Annotated in this window: 12 protein-coding genes; 4 read left to right on the forward strand and 8 right to left on the reverse strand. The window is 67.3% G+C overall.

Annotated features, from left to right (window positions below):
- Positions 1-27: 27 nt before the first annotated feature.
- Positions 28-747: a polyprenol monophosphomannose synthase gene (locus H5T73_06590; protein ID MBC7247428.1), complete on the forward strand. Its 720-nt coding sequence runs from the start codon at positions 28-30 to the stop codon at positions 745-747.
- 100 nt (positions 748-847) lie between these two features.
- Here the strand turns inward: H5T73_06590 and H5T73_06595 are convergent, their stop codons facing one another.
- The 7 genes from H5T73_06595 to H5T73_06625 form a co-directional block, all read right to left on the reverse strand.
- Positions 848-2200 (reverse strand): GGDEF domain-containing protein, encoded by a 1353-nt coding sequence (locus H5T73_06595; protein MBC7247429.1) that lies wholly within the window; start codon positions 2198-2200, stop codon positions 848-850.
- A 283-nt stretch (positions 2201-2483) separates the two neighbouring features.
- Positions 2484-3620, reverse strand: a complete 1137-nt coding sequence (locus H5T73_06600) for an undecaprenyl/decaprenyl-phosphate alpha-N-acetylglucosaminyl 1-phosphate transferase (GenBank protein ID MBC7247430.1) — start codon at positions 3618-3620, stop codon at positions 2484-2486.
- Positions 3617-4078: a cytidine/deoxycytidylate deaminase family protein gene (locus H5T73_06605; GenBank protein ID MBC7247431.1), complete on the reverse strand. Its 462-nt coding sequence runs from the start codon at positions 4076-4078 to the stop codon at positions 3617-3619. The genes H5T73_06600 and H5T73_06605 overlap by 4 nt, the downstream gene beginning before the upstream one ends.
- Positions 4079-4112: 34 nt before the next feature.
- On the reverse strand, positions 4113-5345 hold the full coding sequence (locus H5T73_06610) for a serine hydroxymethyltransferase (protein MBC7247432.1): 1233 nt from the start codon (positions 5343-5345) through the stop codon (positions 4113-4115).
- Positions 5346-5349: 4 nt separating this feature from the next.
- Complete coding sequence (rpiB, locus tag H5T73_06615) at positions 5350-5817, reverse strand: ribose 5-phosphate isomerase B (protein ID MBC7247433.1); 468 nt, start codon at positions 5815-5817, stop codon at positions 5350-5352.
- Between the two features lie 149 nt (positions 5818-5966).
- Positions 5967-6569, reverse strand: a complete 603-nt coding sequence (locus tag H5T73_06620) for a hypothetical protein (protein MBC7247434.1) — start codon at positions 6567-6569, stop codon at positions 5967-5969.
- A 127-nt stretch (positions 6570-6696) separates the two neighbouring features.
- A complete protein-coding gene (locus H5T73_06625; GenBank protein ID MBC7247435.1) occupies positions 6697-7344 on the reverse strand; it encodes a threonylcarbamoyl-AMP synthase in 648 nt (215 codons plus the stop codon).
- 197 nt (positions 7345-7541) lie between these two features.
- Between H5T73_06625 and H5T73_06630 the strand changes: the two genes are divergently transcribed.
- On the forward strand, positions 7542-10154 hold the full coding sequence (locus tag H5T73_06630) for a HEAT repeat domain-containing protein (GenBank protein ID MBC7247436.1): 2613 nt from the start codon (positions 7542-7544) through the stop codon (positions 10152-10154).
- A 78-nt stretch (positions 10155-10232) separates the two neighbouring features.
- Here H5T73_06630 and H5T73_06635 read toward each other — a convergent pair whose 3' ends face one another.
- Positions 10233-11531: an AMP-binding protein gene (locus H5T73_06635; protein ID MBC7247437.1), complete on the reverse strand. Its 1299-nt coding sequence runs from the start codon at positions 11529-11531 to the stop codon at positions 10233-10235.
- Between the two features lie 297 nt (positions 11532-11828).
- Between H5T73_06635 and H5T73_06640 the strand changes: the two genes are divergently transcribed.
- Entirely contained in the window at positions 11829-13010 is a 1182-nt protein-coding gene (locus tag H5T73_06640; GenBank protein MBC7247438.1) for a CoA transferase, read from the forward strand.
- A 202-nt stretch (positions 13011-13212) separates the two neighbouring features.
- The gene (locus tag H5T73_06645) at positions 13213-14730 is read left to right on the forward strand and encodes a DUF2088 domain-containing protein (protein ID MBC7247439.1); all 1518 of its coding nucleotides are present in this window, start codon (positions 13213-13215) and stop codon (positions 14728-14730) included.
- The last annotated feature ends 94 nt before the right edge of the window (positions 14731-14824 follow it).

Consider the following 14824-nt stretch of genomic DNA (forward strand, 5'->3'; position numbering starts at 1 on the left):
AGGATTGCCGGGTGATATAATCGTCGCATGCGCGAGATCGTGGTGGTGATGCCGACATATAACGAGAGGGAGAACCTGGAGCGCATGGTCGCGGCGGTTCTCGCTCAACCCCTCGACCTCTCCATACTCGTCGTGGACGACAACTCCCCCGACGGCACCGGGGAGATCGCCGACCGCCTGGCCGCCGGCGACGAACGGGTGGAGGTCCTGCACCGTCCGGGCAAGAGCGGCCTGGGGACCGCTTACCGCGCCGGTTTCCGCCACGCGCTGCAAGGGGGGGCGCAGTACCTGTTCGAGATAGACGCCGACTTCTCGCACAATCCGGACGACATCCCCCGCCTCTACGCCGCCGCCCGGGAAGCGGACGCCGCAGTCGGCTCCCGCTACGTCAGGGGGGGCGGTTGCGAGAACTGGAGCCTCTATCGCTGGATGATCAGCCGGGGCGGCAACCTCTACACAAAGCTGGTGGCGCGCACGCGCACGGTGGACACCACCTCCGGCTTCCGCTGCTACACGCGCCGCGTCCTCGAGGCCATACCCCTCGACCGCGTGACCTCGCAGGGATACGCCTTCCAGATCGAGATGACCTTCGTCGCCGAGGCCCTGGGCTTCCGCATCGTGGAGGTGCCCATCATCTTCACAGACCGCAAGGGGGGAGAGTCGAAGATGAGCGCCGACATATTCTGGGAAGGCCTCAGGGTCGTCTGGGGGCTGCGCAGGAAGTACGCGGACCTGCTCCGAGGCTGAGTGCGCCGCCCGGCGCGCCCGGAACGCCCGCTCCGCCCTCGCCGGCAAGGGCGCCCGGTGGGAGGGCGGCGATCGCCGCCGTCATGACGCGCGGAGGGAATCACCCGTTCTCCGCCGCCAACTCCTCCGAGAACAGGCAGAGGCTGTTGGGCCCCTCCCTCCTGGCCGCGGCCAGCGCCTGCATGGCCTTCTTCACCAGGTCCTGCTCGTTGTCGGCATTGGCGGGGTAGGAAGCCACTCCCGCGCACATGGTAAGGGTTTCCACTTCCTTCCTTTCCCGGGAAGGAAAGGGGTACTCCTCCATCACCTTGCGTATGCGCTCCGCCAGCCGCATGGCCCCCAACCTCCTGGTCTCCGGCAGGAGCAGCGCGAAGAGGTGGTCCCCGAAACGCGCGGCTGTGTCCACCTCCCTGGTGTTGCGCCTTATGATGCTGCCTACGTCCGAGAGGGCGAAATCCCCCATGAAGCGGCCGTTCCTCTCCACGTAGCCCGCAAAATCGTCGATCTCCAGGAAGACCAGGCAAACGTTGAGGCTGTAGCGGCGCGCGCGGCAGATCTCCTCGTGCAGACGTTGCTGGAAGTAATTGGCATTATAGAGTCCGCTGACCGTGTCCTTGACCACGTTGGTCTCCAGCTCCGAGTAGAGCCTTGCGATGAGCACGGCCAGCCCGGCCTGGTCGGCCAGCAGGGTGAGCACCGGCATGCTGCTCGTGTTGAAGATGTCCCGGTTGAAGCCCAGGGCGATGATCCCCACCACCCTTCCCTCCGCGCGCATGGGCATGGCCAGGAGGCGCCTGACCGGCGCGCCCCGCAGGTGGTCGAATTCCTCCATGTCGGGACCTATTTCCCTCTGGACGATGACCCCCGCATCGAACGCCTTGCCGCACAAGGAGTTCGCGATGCTCAGGGTCTTCCCCACCATGCCCTCGATACCGTCCCCCCTCGCCAGCACCACGCGCAGGCTGTCCACCTCCTCGCCTGGCATGAGCACCATGCCAACCCCCTCACCGGAAAAGGCAAGCGCCCTGTCCAGGAGCTGCGAGAGTTTCGGCACGGGGTCGGAATACGCTTCGACCACGTTGACGCTGGCGCAGATGGAGGTTACCTCGCCCAGGTCATGCCTCAGTCGCCGGTTTTCCTCCAGCCTCGCGGAGATCGAAAGGAGCAGTTCCGTTAGCGGCACTTTTTTCCTTAGATCCAGCACCTGGCAGCCCTCCGGCAGGTTCTTCGGCTCCTCCGCTTCCCCCGCCAGCAAGAGTAGGTCGGGCTTGCCTTCACGCAGTAGCTTCCCCCGCGAGCCGTAAAGGACGGGCGGCTCGAGCGATCCGGGCCACCGCTCCGGGACCTTCTTCCCCAGGAACCCGACCACCTCCACGCCCTCGAGGGAAGACAGGGCGCCCGCCAGGCGCGCACAACTGTCATCGAACCCCAGGAAAGCCAGCCTGATACTCATGCCGCCCCTGCCTCTCGCGCAGTTCCGCCGCAAGCATATCGCCCGACAACATTTTAGCCCGACAACATTTTATATACTGCCTTTTATCGAACGCAATCTACACCGGGTTTAGGATGTGATGAGCCCCCGGCGGGAGGGGGAACGTACGCTCAGCCCATCAGGCGGGGCGGCGCCGCTATCGAGATGCCGTGCAGGCCGCTTTATCGCCGTCCCGCGTCCCGTCGTTGTCCCGGTGCCGCCCGCACGCCGCCGTTTCCAGCTACTTCCCGCATCATCGCACCGCTTACCCACTCCGTTCCTCTCTTCCCTCCCCTTCCTCCTCTTCCTCCTCCAGCTCGCGACCGCCAACGATCACGCGCGGCAGGGTGGTCGCAAGCAGGCTGACCACGCCCACCGCCAGCAGGATGAAGAAGAGCGTCTTCGAGGCCACGAACTCCAGTGAAAGGGCGATGCCGGTCAGGAGGGCCGTCCACAGGTAGATGATGAGCACCGCCTGTCGCTGCGAGTGGCCGATGTAGAGAAGGCGGTGGTGTATGTGTTCCTTGTCCGCGTAATGGAAGGGCTTTCCCTTGCGGGCCCGGCGCAGGATGGCCAGCCCGGTGTCGGCGATGGGGACCGCGAGGATGATCATGGGGGTGAAGAGGGTCGCGACCGCGGTGCGCTTGAGGATGCCCTGTATGCTGAGGGCCCCCAGCATGAAGCCCAGGAACATGGCGCCGGAATCGCCCATGAAGATGTTCGCGGGGTGGAAGTTGTAGCGGAGGAAGCCCAGGCAAGCGCCGCCCACCGCCGCGGAGACCACCATGGCCTGGAGGGTGTTGGGGTCTCCGCCTATGCGCGAACCGTAATAGAAGAAGGCCGCGGCGGTGATGAGGGAGACACCCGCCGCAAGGCCGTCCAGCCCGTCGATGAGGTTGATGATGTTGGTTAACGCCACGACCCACAACACGGTGAGCAGGATGGAGAGGACGGGGCTCCCCGTGAGGTCGATGACGTTGCCGCGGGGAAGGGCCAGGGTGGTTATCTCCACGCCGAAGGAGATGAGGACCAAAGCGGCCATCACCTGCCCGGCCAGCTTCATCCACGGGGAGAGGTGCCGCATGTCGTCCACGGCGCCCAGCACGGCCACGAAGGTGGCGGCGACGATGATTCCCAGAAGCTGGTAGGAGGAGAGGGCCTCGCTCATGCCCCTCGGTCCGGCAAGGGATGGGGCGGCCACCACCAGGACCTTCACCGCGAGGACGGAGACGATCACCGACAGGAGTATGGCAAGACCTCCCAGCGAGGGGGTGGGGTTTTCGTGCACCTTGCGGTCATGGGGCATGTCCACGGCGTCCACCCATACCGCCAGGCGGCGGGCGGCGGGGGTTAGAAAGAGGACCAGCACCAGGGACACCGCGAAGGAAATGGCGTATATCAAGGAGAGTCCTCCCGGCCGCGTATGCGCTCCACGAGCATTCCCGCCTCCCTCGCCAGCTCGTCGGCAAGCTCGTCTTCGTACCCTTCCCGGTAACAGACACGCGAGATACCGGCGTTGATGAGCATCTTGGTGCAGAGGACGCAGGGTTTGTGGGTGCAGTACAGGGTCCCGCCCCGCACCGCCGTCCCGTGCAGCGCCGCCTGGATGATGGCGTTCTGTTCCGCGTGCAACCCGCGGCACAGTTCGTGCCGCTCGCCCGGGGCCACGCCGCGGTCCTCCCTGAGGCAACCAACCTCCTCGCAGTGGGGAAGGCCGGCGGGGGCCCCGTTGTAACCGGAGGAGACGATGCGTTTCTCGACCACGATTATGCAACCCACGTGCCGCCGCAGGCAGGTGGAGCGCGTGGACACCTGCCCGGCTATGGACATGAAATACTCTTCCCAACTGGGCCTGCCCATGGAGAACTCCTCGCCGCTCCTCCCGCCGTGAGCCTCAGAGGTGCTCATAGAGAGGGAAACCCGCCAGCAGCTCGTCAACCCTGCCGCGCACGCGGCGCAGCACGTCCTGCGAGCCCATGTTGTCGATGACCGTGGCGATGAGCCCCGCTATCTCCACCATCTCCGGCTCCCGCATGCCCCGGGTGGTGACGGCGGGGGTGCCCAGCCGTATGCCGCTGGTGACCGCGGGCGGCTTGTCGTCGAAGGGCACGTTGTTCTTGTTAACGGTTATCCGCACCGCGTCCAGGGCTTCCTCCACCTCCCTGCCCGTGAGACCACGGGGCCGCAGGTCCACCAGGAGCAGGTGTGTGTCCGTGCCCCCGGAAACGACGCGCAGGCCGTGCTCCATGAGGGCTTCGGCCAGCGCCCTGGCGTTGCTCACCACCTGCCTCTGGTAGGCCGCGAACTCCGGCTGCGCGGCCTCCTCGAGCGCCACTGCCTTGGCCGCGATGATGTGCATGAGGGGGCCGCCCTGCACCCCGGGGAAGACGGCATGGTCGAGGTCCTGCGCGTATTCGGCGCGGCACAGTATCATCCCACCCCGCGGACCGCGCAGCGTCTTATGGGTGGTGGTGGTCACGAACTCCGCGTGGGGTACCGGGTCGCTGTGTATCCTGGCCGCCACCAGGCCGGCGAAATGGGCCATGTCCACCATGAGAAGCGCCCCCACCTCGTCGGCGATCTCCCGGAAGGCGCGGAAATCGATGTCGCGCGGATAGGCGCTGGCCCCGGCGATGATGAGGCGGGGACGGCATTTCCTGGCGATCTCCGCTATCTCCCCGTAATCGAGCCTCTCCGTGTCCCGGTTCACGCCGTAGAAATGAGCCCGGTAGAGCGCGCCGCTGATGTTGGCATGGGTGCCGTGGGTCAGGTGACCCCCCGCCGCCTTGTCCATGCCCAGGATGACGTCGCCGGGTTTGAGGACGCAGAAGTAGACGGCGAGGTTTGCCTGGGCCCCCGCGTGCGGCTGCACGTTGGCGTGCTCGGCCCCGAAGAGCCGCTTGGCGCGCTCGATGGCCAGGGTCTCCACCACGTCCACGTGCTCGCAGCCCCCGTACCATCTCCTTCCCGGATACCCTTCCGCGTACTTGTTGGTGAGGATGCTCCCCGCCGCCGCCAGCACCGCGCGGGAGGCGAAGTTCTCCGAGGCGATGAGCTCGATCTTGCGGCGCTCCCGCTCCAGCTCCGCGCGGATGGCGTCCGCCGTCTCGGGGTCCACCCTGGCTATCTCGTCAAGCTCGCCCACCCTCTTCTCCTTCCCGGGCTACCTCGATCCCCGCGATCTTCTCCAGCCTCCGGGAATGCCTGCCTCCCTCGAAGGGGGTCTCCATCCAGGTGCGCACGATCTCCTCCGCCACGCCGGGACCGATAACGCGGGCCCCCAGCGCCAGCACGTTGGCGTCGTTGTGCAAACGGCTGTAGCGCGCCGTGTAGAGGTCGTTGCACACGGCGGCCCTGATCCCGGGCACCTTGTTCGCCGCCATGGCCATGCCGATCCCCGTGGCGCAGATGGCGATGCCCCTCTCCGCCTCGCCTCCGGCCACGCGCCGCGCCACGCCCAGGGCGAAATCGGGGTAGTCGCAGGATTCCTCGGAGGAGGTCCCCTCGTCGATGACCTCGTGACCGTCCCGCCTCAGCCATTCCTCCACCCGCAGCTTGAGGGCGTAACCCGCGTGATCGCTTCCCAAGGCTACTTTCATCTTCCCGTCCTTGGCTCCCGTGTTCCCGCGGCCGGCTCTCATCCTCCCGACCCAGGCTTTCACATCCCCGCTTCCGGCCCGGTCAAGACCCGGAAGACTCCGGCGTACCCACCCCCCGGATCCACTCGCCGCAGGTGCCATGCCGCCGCTCAAAGGGGGCGCCCGAAGAGGGCGCGCAAAGCTCCCTGCATGGCCGCATCAAGGTCATCCGCCACCCCGATATACACCTGCAGCGAACTCCCGATGGGGTCAATTATATCAGAGGCCCGCGAGTGCATATCCGCCAGGTATCCCTCGGGAGAGGTGGAGGCGCGCAGCGCTTCGAGCACCCGGTCCAGCCTGGCGCGGGCATCGTCCTCGTCGAGCACGGTCTCCTCGCCCAGCCTCTCCACGATCTCCTCCACCCGCGAGGCAAGGTGGCGCAGGGTGGTTGACCTGCGCAGCGCCGCAGGCTCTATTCTCTCGATGGTGAGGAGATGCTCGCGGGCCATGGCCAGGACCAGGTCCGCTTCCCGCAACCTGCGCGGCGTGAGCACGGAGGCGCGGTGTCCGCTCAGGTCACGCCCCCAGAGGTCCATGGCCTGGACGGAAGAGGAGGTGGCGGGGTTGCCCTCCACCGCGGAGGTGCCGGCGGAGGAAGAGTCCACGAAGTCGATGTGCGGGTAATCCCGGCTCAACCTCTGCCGCAAGAGGCTTTCCGCCATGGGGCTGCGGCAGATGTTTCCCGTGCATACGAAAAGTATCCTTATCATGAAAGCGTCCTTGCCGTCATCGCCCTTACCGTAACCTCACCGCGAGCGCCGCCGGCGGGTCCTCCTCGACCTGCCTTCCCGGACAGGGGACCGTGAAGGGGCAGCGTTTTAGCTTCACTTGTTGCCGTCACTTGTTTCCGTCACTCTCCGCAAGCGCCGCCAGCAGGTCCTCCTCGGAGATGTCGCCGCGCCGCAATACCTTTATCCTCCCCTCCCCCACCTCCGCCACCGTTGACGGTTTCCCGGTGCCGGGCCCACCGCCCTCCACCACCAGGTCCACCCGCTGCAGGAGGGACGCGTCGATCTCCTCCCCCGCCCCCGGCGCCTTGCCTCCCGAGGGATTGGCGCTGGTGACGGCGAGGGGCCCCACGAGCGAGAGGACCTCCAGCAAGAAGGGGTGGTCCGGGACCCGTATCCCCAGGGTCCGGGAGCCCGGGGCCACCAGATCACGCCAGGGAAGAGCCACGGCCTCCACCACGACGGTCAGGGCTCCAGGCCAGAAGGATGCGAGCCGCCGCACGCTCTCCCTCTCGCGGGGGACGGCCAGCGCCACGGCTTCCTCCACGGATGCCGCCATCACCACCAGGGGCTTGGCGGCGTCCCTTCCCTTGGCGGCGTAGACGCGCTTTACGGCGCGCGGCACGTGCACGGAGGCGGCCACGCCGTACACGGTATCAGTGGGCACTATCACCACCGCCCCGCCAGACAGGGCCTCCGCGCAGGCCTCCGCCACGGCGGACTCCCTCCCCTCCTCCAGGCGCAATATCTCGGGCATAATGTTATTGTAGACCATCGCGAATCGCGGGCCAGCGGGCGGCGCGGCCACGCGGGCGCCCCTTGCGCTTCCTAATGTAAGCGGCAAAGGCTGACGATAAATATCATCCAGAGGGAAGGTCATCAACGGGAACGGCCCGCGACCACGCCGGAAGAGACGACCGCGAGCTACATCAGGGCGAGGACGGGCGACCGGGCGTGAAATCCGGCTACAGGAACGGAAGGGTCATGGCGGAGGAGGAGAGGACCGACCGGCCGGGGGCCCCCACCGGGGGAGAGGCGGGAGAGGAGCTGGCCCGCAGGGCGGTGGAACTGCTCATCGCCCTCAACGCCGCCATGACCAACATCCACATGTACCCTCCCACCAGCGACATGATCGCGGCCTCCGTTGATAACGCCTACTCCCGCATGGAACCCCTGCTGGCGGAGACGGGGAAACTCACCCTGGGCGAGGCCGACAACCTCCTCCTGGTGAACGGGGAACGCCTGCACGACCGTGACCAGGCACGCCCTCCCGTCCTTTCCTTCCTGGACAGCCTGCGCCGCCGCGACGTATACAGCATGACCTTCAGCAGCGGCATGGGGCGGGAGGAGTTCCTCTCCTTCCTCTACGTCATGGCCAGGGACCCCGAGGACCTGCGCCAGCACGGCGGGCTCGCGGAGGAGGTGCAGCGCGCCGGTTGTTCCCATATCCTGGTAAACGAGCGGCGTTTCGTTTCCGTCACCGACGAGGAGGTCGTGACCGCGGAAGGCGCGGCGAAGGAGGAGGCCCGCTTCCGCGAGGAGGAGCTTCTCCGGCTGGAGGAAAAACTCAAGGACGAGCGTTTCGTCAACTTCCTCCTCGGCATCCAGGAGCGCGGCGAAACGGGGGAGGACACCATACGGGACATCATCTCCAATCCGCCCCGCTTCGGGCTGCTGCTGAGGCAGGCGGTGCGGGAGATCGTGGTGGGCCAGGAAGACCCCGAGGCCGCGCTGCAGGCCGTATGCGGCGCACTGGAAAGAAGCGCCCTGCTCGTCAGGGAGCTGCCGGACGAGGAACTGCGGCACATGGACGAGGAGGAGATCGCCAGGGCCGCCGCCTTCCTGGAGCCCTCCGAGCTCAAGGGTTTCCTCCTGCTCGCAAAGCCGCAGGCCCTGGAGGAACTCGACCTGCGCAGGAAGATACTGGAAGGGCTGCGCGAGAACAAGACCCTGGACCTGCTGGAGAGCGTGATACGGGAGCACGAGTACCTGGAACGCCTCTCGGCGGACGGCGAGTCCCCGCTCGACCCGGGGCAGGAGCTGCGCATGCACGACCTCTCGACCCTCATCGACGAGATCTACCAGTCCTCGGTGGGCAAGCCCTGGGAGTCCAGGGTGAGCGACCGCATCTTCCAGGCGGACATGTGGAAGAAGATCGTCAACGGCAAGGGCGAGAGGGGGAGTGCGGGTGACAGCACCCTCGTCTACCAGATCAGCAGCATGCTGGTGCAGGAGGGACTCACCCTGGACATAGACGAGTTATCCCGCAGCCTGACCATCGACGAGAACATCCCCCGACTGCTGCAGAAACTGTACAGGGCCAGGCGCCCCGAAACGGTGATCAAGGTGCTGGAGAGCCTCCTGGACAACCTTGATGACATGAGTCCCGAGATCCGCCTGAAGACGGCGGAGACCCTGCGCAACATACCAGACGCCCTGGAACTGGGCCGCCGCCTGCAGGAATTCCCCATCGCCTACGAGATGAAGGACCGCCTGCTGGACAGGTTGGAGAGGGAGCGCGAGCTCACCGAGATATACACCACCCTGGCCGGATGCCTGGTCAGCCTGGCGCAGACCTTCATCCTCTCGCAGGAATACACGGCCGCCCTGGACATCATCGACACCTTCTGGCGCCACCACGGGGCGGACGAGAGCCGCAAGCCCGAGCAGAGAAAGGTCGCCCTGGAGGCAGTGGCAACCGTGGCCAGCCCCACGGTCCTGGACACCCTGGCCGACGTCCTGCGCGAGGGAGACATCCAGACCATCACCGAGGTGGCGGAGCTGCTCATCAAGTTCGAGGACAAGTCGGTGCAACCCCTCATCCGGGTGCTCAAGGACAGCGAGGACCTGCTGGTGAGACGGGTGACCTTCGAGGCCCTGGAAAACATCGGTAAGGATGCCATCCTCGCCCTCATCAACGACCTCGAAAAATACAACCCCTGGCACATGTACCGCAACATCGTCTCCATCCTCGCGGAGATCGGCAACCGCTCCATCATCCAGTCCCTGGCGCGCTTCATCAGGCACCAGAACCCGGAGGTGCGGCGGGAGACCATCAAGGCCGTCTCCCGCATCCGCACCCCGGAGACCGTTTCTCTCCTGGTAGAGGCCTTGAACGACCGGGACGAGCAGGTGCAGAAGGAGGCCTGCCTGGGGTTGGGGCGCATGCGCGACGTCTCCACCGTTCCCGTCCTGGTGGACGTGGTCAAGCCCCCGCGCAGCTTTCACCGGGAAAAGCACCGCAGCAACGGGGTGAAGGCGGCCGCGCTGTGGGCACTAGGCGAGATCGGGGACTATTCCGCCGTCCCTTACTGCAGGGAGCTGCTGCGCAGGGGTTCGCGCAGTCCCTTCCGCCTGGGGAGGAAAGACGCGCTGAGGGCCGCCGCCGCGCGCGCCCTCGGCTCCATCGGAAGCGAGGAATGCCGCTCCCTCCTCACGCAGTTCGCGAACGACCGCAGCGAGGAGGTGAGGGATGCGGTGGCGGAGGCGCTGCGCCGCATACAGCGCCGCAGGGCTGCCGCGCAGCAGGCCGCGCCCGACACGGAGGAGGGGGAACGGGCGCAGTAGGAAACGCAGCAGGAAAAGGCGTGGAGTCCCTGAAGGAGCCCTCGCGATGGACCGCGGCGCTTGCAGCACCGCCCGGGTTCACGCGTCGCCGCACCGGGGGATCCCCCACGGGCTCCTCGTCACCCGCATACCCGTGTGCAGCCAGCCGTTCCTCCAGCTGCGGAAGGTGGTTTCCAGGTCGTTCCAGTAGCCGGGTGTCACGGCAGGGCCCCTGAGCGCCAGCTCCCCCTCCTCCCCCCTCCCCGCGGGGGCGCCGTCCCCGCGCACGCAGCGCACGCGGTTGGGCGGCAGCGGCACGCAGGGGAGGGCCATGCGGCGGCGCCCGGCAAGGGAGACGCGCAGCCCCGCGATGGTGGCGTTCTCCCCGGCCGCGAAGGTCTCCACAAGCCAGTATGTGCGGCCCGCCGGTATCCGCCCTCCCGGGCGACCGCAGGGGCCCCCCTCCTCATCCCCCAGCAGCCCCGCGCTCAACCACAATGCGGGCAGGCGGCGCCCTTCCCGCCGCGCGCACGCGTCCGCCAGCCCTTGAAGGTCGCGGGGATGCCCCGCCACCGCCGCGGGCCCTTCCTCCTCCACCATCCCCCGCAGCAGCTCCTCCTCGCAAGAAGGGGGGAAGCGCAGGCTCATCCCCGCGGCCAGCGCCCATACCGCGGCGGCGAAAAGGGAGGGCTTCGTGAGGGGGCTGCACACCAGGCAGGCGCCCCCCGCCCGCGCGGGCAGGAGCGGGGCAAGAAGGCGCGCCGGCGACATCAGGCCCCGGTTGGTCACCATGACCGCCCTCGTCGTCCCGCCCCCATCCCTCACCCCGCAGAGCAGCACCACGTTGCTGGGCTTGAGGGTGTAGGGCAGGAAGAAGCCGCTCGCCCCCGCCATGTACCCGTAAAGCGAGGGCTCATCACCTGCGCCCCGCGCCTCCCCGTCCAGCGTCACGAGGCGCGCCCTCTCGTTCAACGCCTCCCGCAGGCGGGGGAGACCGTCCAGCAGTTGCGCACGGACGAGCGCGACCCTGACGTCGCAGCCGCGAACGAGGCACGCCAGCTCCCCGTCGTCCGCCGCTCCCAGCGCCGGGACCACCACGCCGCCCGCCTTTATCACCGCCGCCGCGATCAGCAACCCCTCGCCCGCGTCCGGGGTCGCGACAAGCACCCGTTCCCCCTTCACCAGGTCCACGCGCTCGATCAACGCCTCGGCCGCCAGGTTGGTGAAGCGGAGGGCGCCTTCATGGGTGACCGTCCCTCCTGGAAAATAATTACATGCAGCCGGGGAGGCGACCCTCATGGCCTCCGCGCCGTAGACGCGGGCGAGGTTCTCGAAGAGGTTGGCCATGGTGGCGTTCCTGCTCGACGCCCACGCGACCCGTTTCAGAAATCCCTTCATCCTTCGCTCCGGCCTCAAGCCGCCGGCGGGGGCGCCCGCGGCACGTCACGCACTATGATACCATCCGGGGATCACGCATTCCTGTTTCCGCCACGTAAACATGAGGCAGCGGCCGTGCAGTAGCCCCGCATGTCTTCCCTGCGGGGTCATTGCGGGACCACGGGCGGAAGGCCCGCATGTCTTCCCCGCGGGATCGTTGCGGGACCACGGGCGGCATGTGGTATCCTGTTCCCGTCCGGCAGTGAGGCATAACACGGTAGTCCGAGCGGGGGGAAGGAGGTCGCGGAGATGCGTTCCATGCTCGAGGGTATCAGGGTCATCGATTTCACCACCACCGTCGCCGGCCCGGGCTGTTGCTTCTTCCTGGCCGACATGGGGGCGGAGGTGATCAAGGTCGAGAGACCGGGCCTGGGCGACGAGGCCAGGCTCTTCCCCCCCTACAAGGAGGGCGTGTCGGCGTCCTTCGCGGTGCTCAACCGCGGCAAGAAGGGGGTGACCATGGACCTCAAGAACCCCGAGGGGGTGCAGCTATTCCGCGAGCTGGTCTCACGCTCCGACGTGCTGGTGGAGAGCTTCCGCCCCGGGGTCATGAAAAAGCTGGGCCTCGATTACGAGAGCCTCAGGGAGGTCAATCCCCGCCTGGTTATGTGTTCCATATCCGGTTACGGCCAGTACGGCCCCCTCTCCCGCCTGCCCGCCTACGACGCCGTCATCCAGGCCATGAGCGGGCTCATGAGCACCACCGGGTACCAGGACGGGCCGCCCCTGCGTTCCGGGACCCTCATCATCGACATATCCACCGCCTTCAACGCCGCCTTCGCCGTATGCGCGGCCCTCTTCGCCCGGGAGAGGACGGGGGAGGGAGAGCACCTGGACATCTCCATGTACGACGTGGGCATCAACCTCCTGGAGGCGAAGTTCGTGGACTACACCGTCACGGGAAACATCCCGCAGAGGACGGGAAACAGGTACCCCTACGTCACCCCCTTCGACACCTTCCGCACGCGCGACGGACACGTCTTCATCATATGCGTGGGGGACCACCCCTTCCGCAGCCTCTGCGAGGCCATGGGCAGGCCGGAGCTGGCCGAGGACGAGAGGTTCCGCGACCTCTTCGCGCGCAACGCCAACGAGCCCGCGTTGAAGGAGATCATCGAGGAGTGGTCGGCCGGGCTCTCCACCACCGAGGTATGGGAGCTCCTGCAGGAGCACGGCGTGCCCGGGGCGCCCATACAGGACGTGAAGCAGGTGGTAGAGCATCCCCACACGCAGGCGCGCGGCATGCTGGTGGAGCTGGAACAGCCGGGCGCGGGAGTCATAACCGCCTTCGGCCCTGCGGTCAAGGCTGCGCGGAGCGACATACGGCCCAGGGGACCCGCGCCCGCCCTGGGGGAACACAACCGCTGGCTGCTCAGCGAGGTACTGGGCAAGGACGACGCGGAGGCGGAGCGCATACTCGCGTCGGGGGCCATGGGCTGAGATCACCGCAGGGGGGTTCGGCCGTTCCCTTCGAAATGCGGCGAACATGCGGTTACGTTGAAAACGCAACGTCCCGTGCGCGGTTCCCGACGCCGAAGTGCGGTATCACGACCCCGATCGCGGCATGCGATGCGCGGCGATACGTGAGAACGCGGAGAACGTGGAGCACGCACCGTTAGCGAGAAAGAGGGAGGTGGGCGACATGCGCAGGCTGGTCTTTTACGGAGACGACCTCGTGCAGGTGGAGCTCCCGGAGCGCACCCGGGTCATCGAGGCCCCTCCCTGCCTGCCGGCCCTGCCCGATTTCCGGAGCGCGGTCAGGGAAGCCCTCCGCCATCCCCTGGGCTCTCCTCCCCTCGGAGAACTGGTCAATCCGCGCTCCCGGGTGACCATAGCCTTCGACGACCCCTGCCTGCCCCTCCCGCCCGCGCTGAGGGACCCCCGCGGCCAGGCCACGGAGGTGTTGCTGGAGGAGCTCTTCTCGCGGGGCCTGCGAAGGGAGAACGTGAACCTGGTCTGCGCCGTGGGACTGCACCGCAAGTGGACGGAACGGGAACTGAGGCACCTGCTCGGAAAGCGGGTGTGGGCGGTGATGGGTCCCGGCCGCATCGCCAACCACGACGCCGAGGACCCGGTGGGAAACGTTGACCTGGGAAATACTGCCAGCGGATACCCCGTGGAGGTCGACCGCAGGCTCCTGGAGTCGGACCTCACCATTTACGTCAACGTCAACTGGACCAGCATGAACGGGGGATGGAAATCGTACCTGGTGGGCCTGGGGACCTACCGCTCCATCCGCGCCCACCACAACCCTTCCGTGCTCGCCGGCGGCGGGACGGTCATGGATCCCGGCAGCCGCTTCCACGACATCCTGCGTGAGCAGGGGAGGCACCTCGCCCGCCACGCCCGCGTGTTCAGCGTGGAGACGGTGCTCAACAACCGCGTCTGGCCCGGCCCCCTGGACCGCTATCTGTCCCTGTCCCGCAGCAAGGTGCCCCTTCCCTTCCGCATCTCGCGCCGCTTTCCCCAGGCTGCGAAAAGCGCGGTCTCCTCCGCGCTGCGCGCCGCCTACGCGCCCATCGCCGTGCACGCCGGGGATCCCGAAGCCGTGCACCCCAGGACCCTCGAGGCCCTCTTCCGGCAGCAGAACGTGCGCGTCGAGGAGCAGGCGGACGCCCTTTTCCTGGCCTTGCCCAACATGTGCCCGTACGCCGCCTTCTCGCGCATGAACCCCCTGCTGGCCATGAACGCGGCCCTGGGCTACGTCTTCAACCTGCACCTGGGCCGTCCCGTGGTGCGCGAGGGAGGGGTGATGGTGCTCCTGCAACCCTTCCTGCCGGGCTTTCACCGGCGGCACCACCTTCCCTACATCGAGTTCTTCGAGCGGGTCCTCCCCGAGACCCGGGACCCGCGCGAGATGGAGGCGCGTTTCGAGGAGGATTTCGCCCGCCGTGAGGAGTACATCCGCGCCTACCGGGAAGACCACTCCTACCACGGGGTGCACCCCTTCTACGTCTGGTACTGGGGAGGCCTGGCGCTGGAGCACCTGGAGCGGGTGATCGTGGTGGGCGCCAGGGAGCGCGCGGTGGTGGAGCGCCTCGGCTTCACGTACGCCGATTCCCTGGAGCAGGCGTGGAGCATGGCCGGCGAGGTCCTGGGAAGCGGTTTTTCCCTCACGCACCTCTCCGTGCCCCCCATCTTCGCCGCCGAGGTCCCCTGACGCGCGCCGCCCCCGCACCGCAAACGCGGTTTGCGGCCGCCAAGCGGCAAAAGCTTGGTTCAGCTGACCGTGCCAGGACGCGGAAGGCGTTATG

Source organism: Actinomycetota bacterium (assembly GCA_014360655.1).
Lineage (GTDB): Bacteria > Actinomycetota > Geothermincolia > Geothermincolales > RBG-13-55-18 > JACIXC01.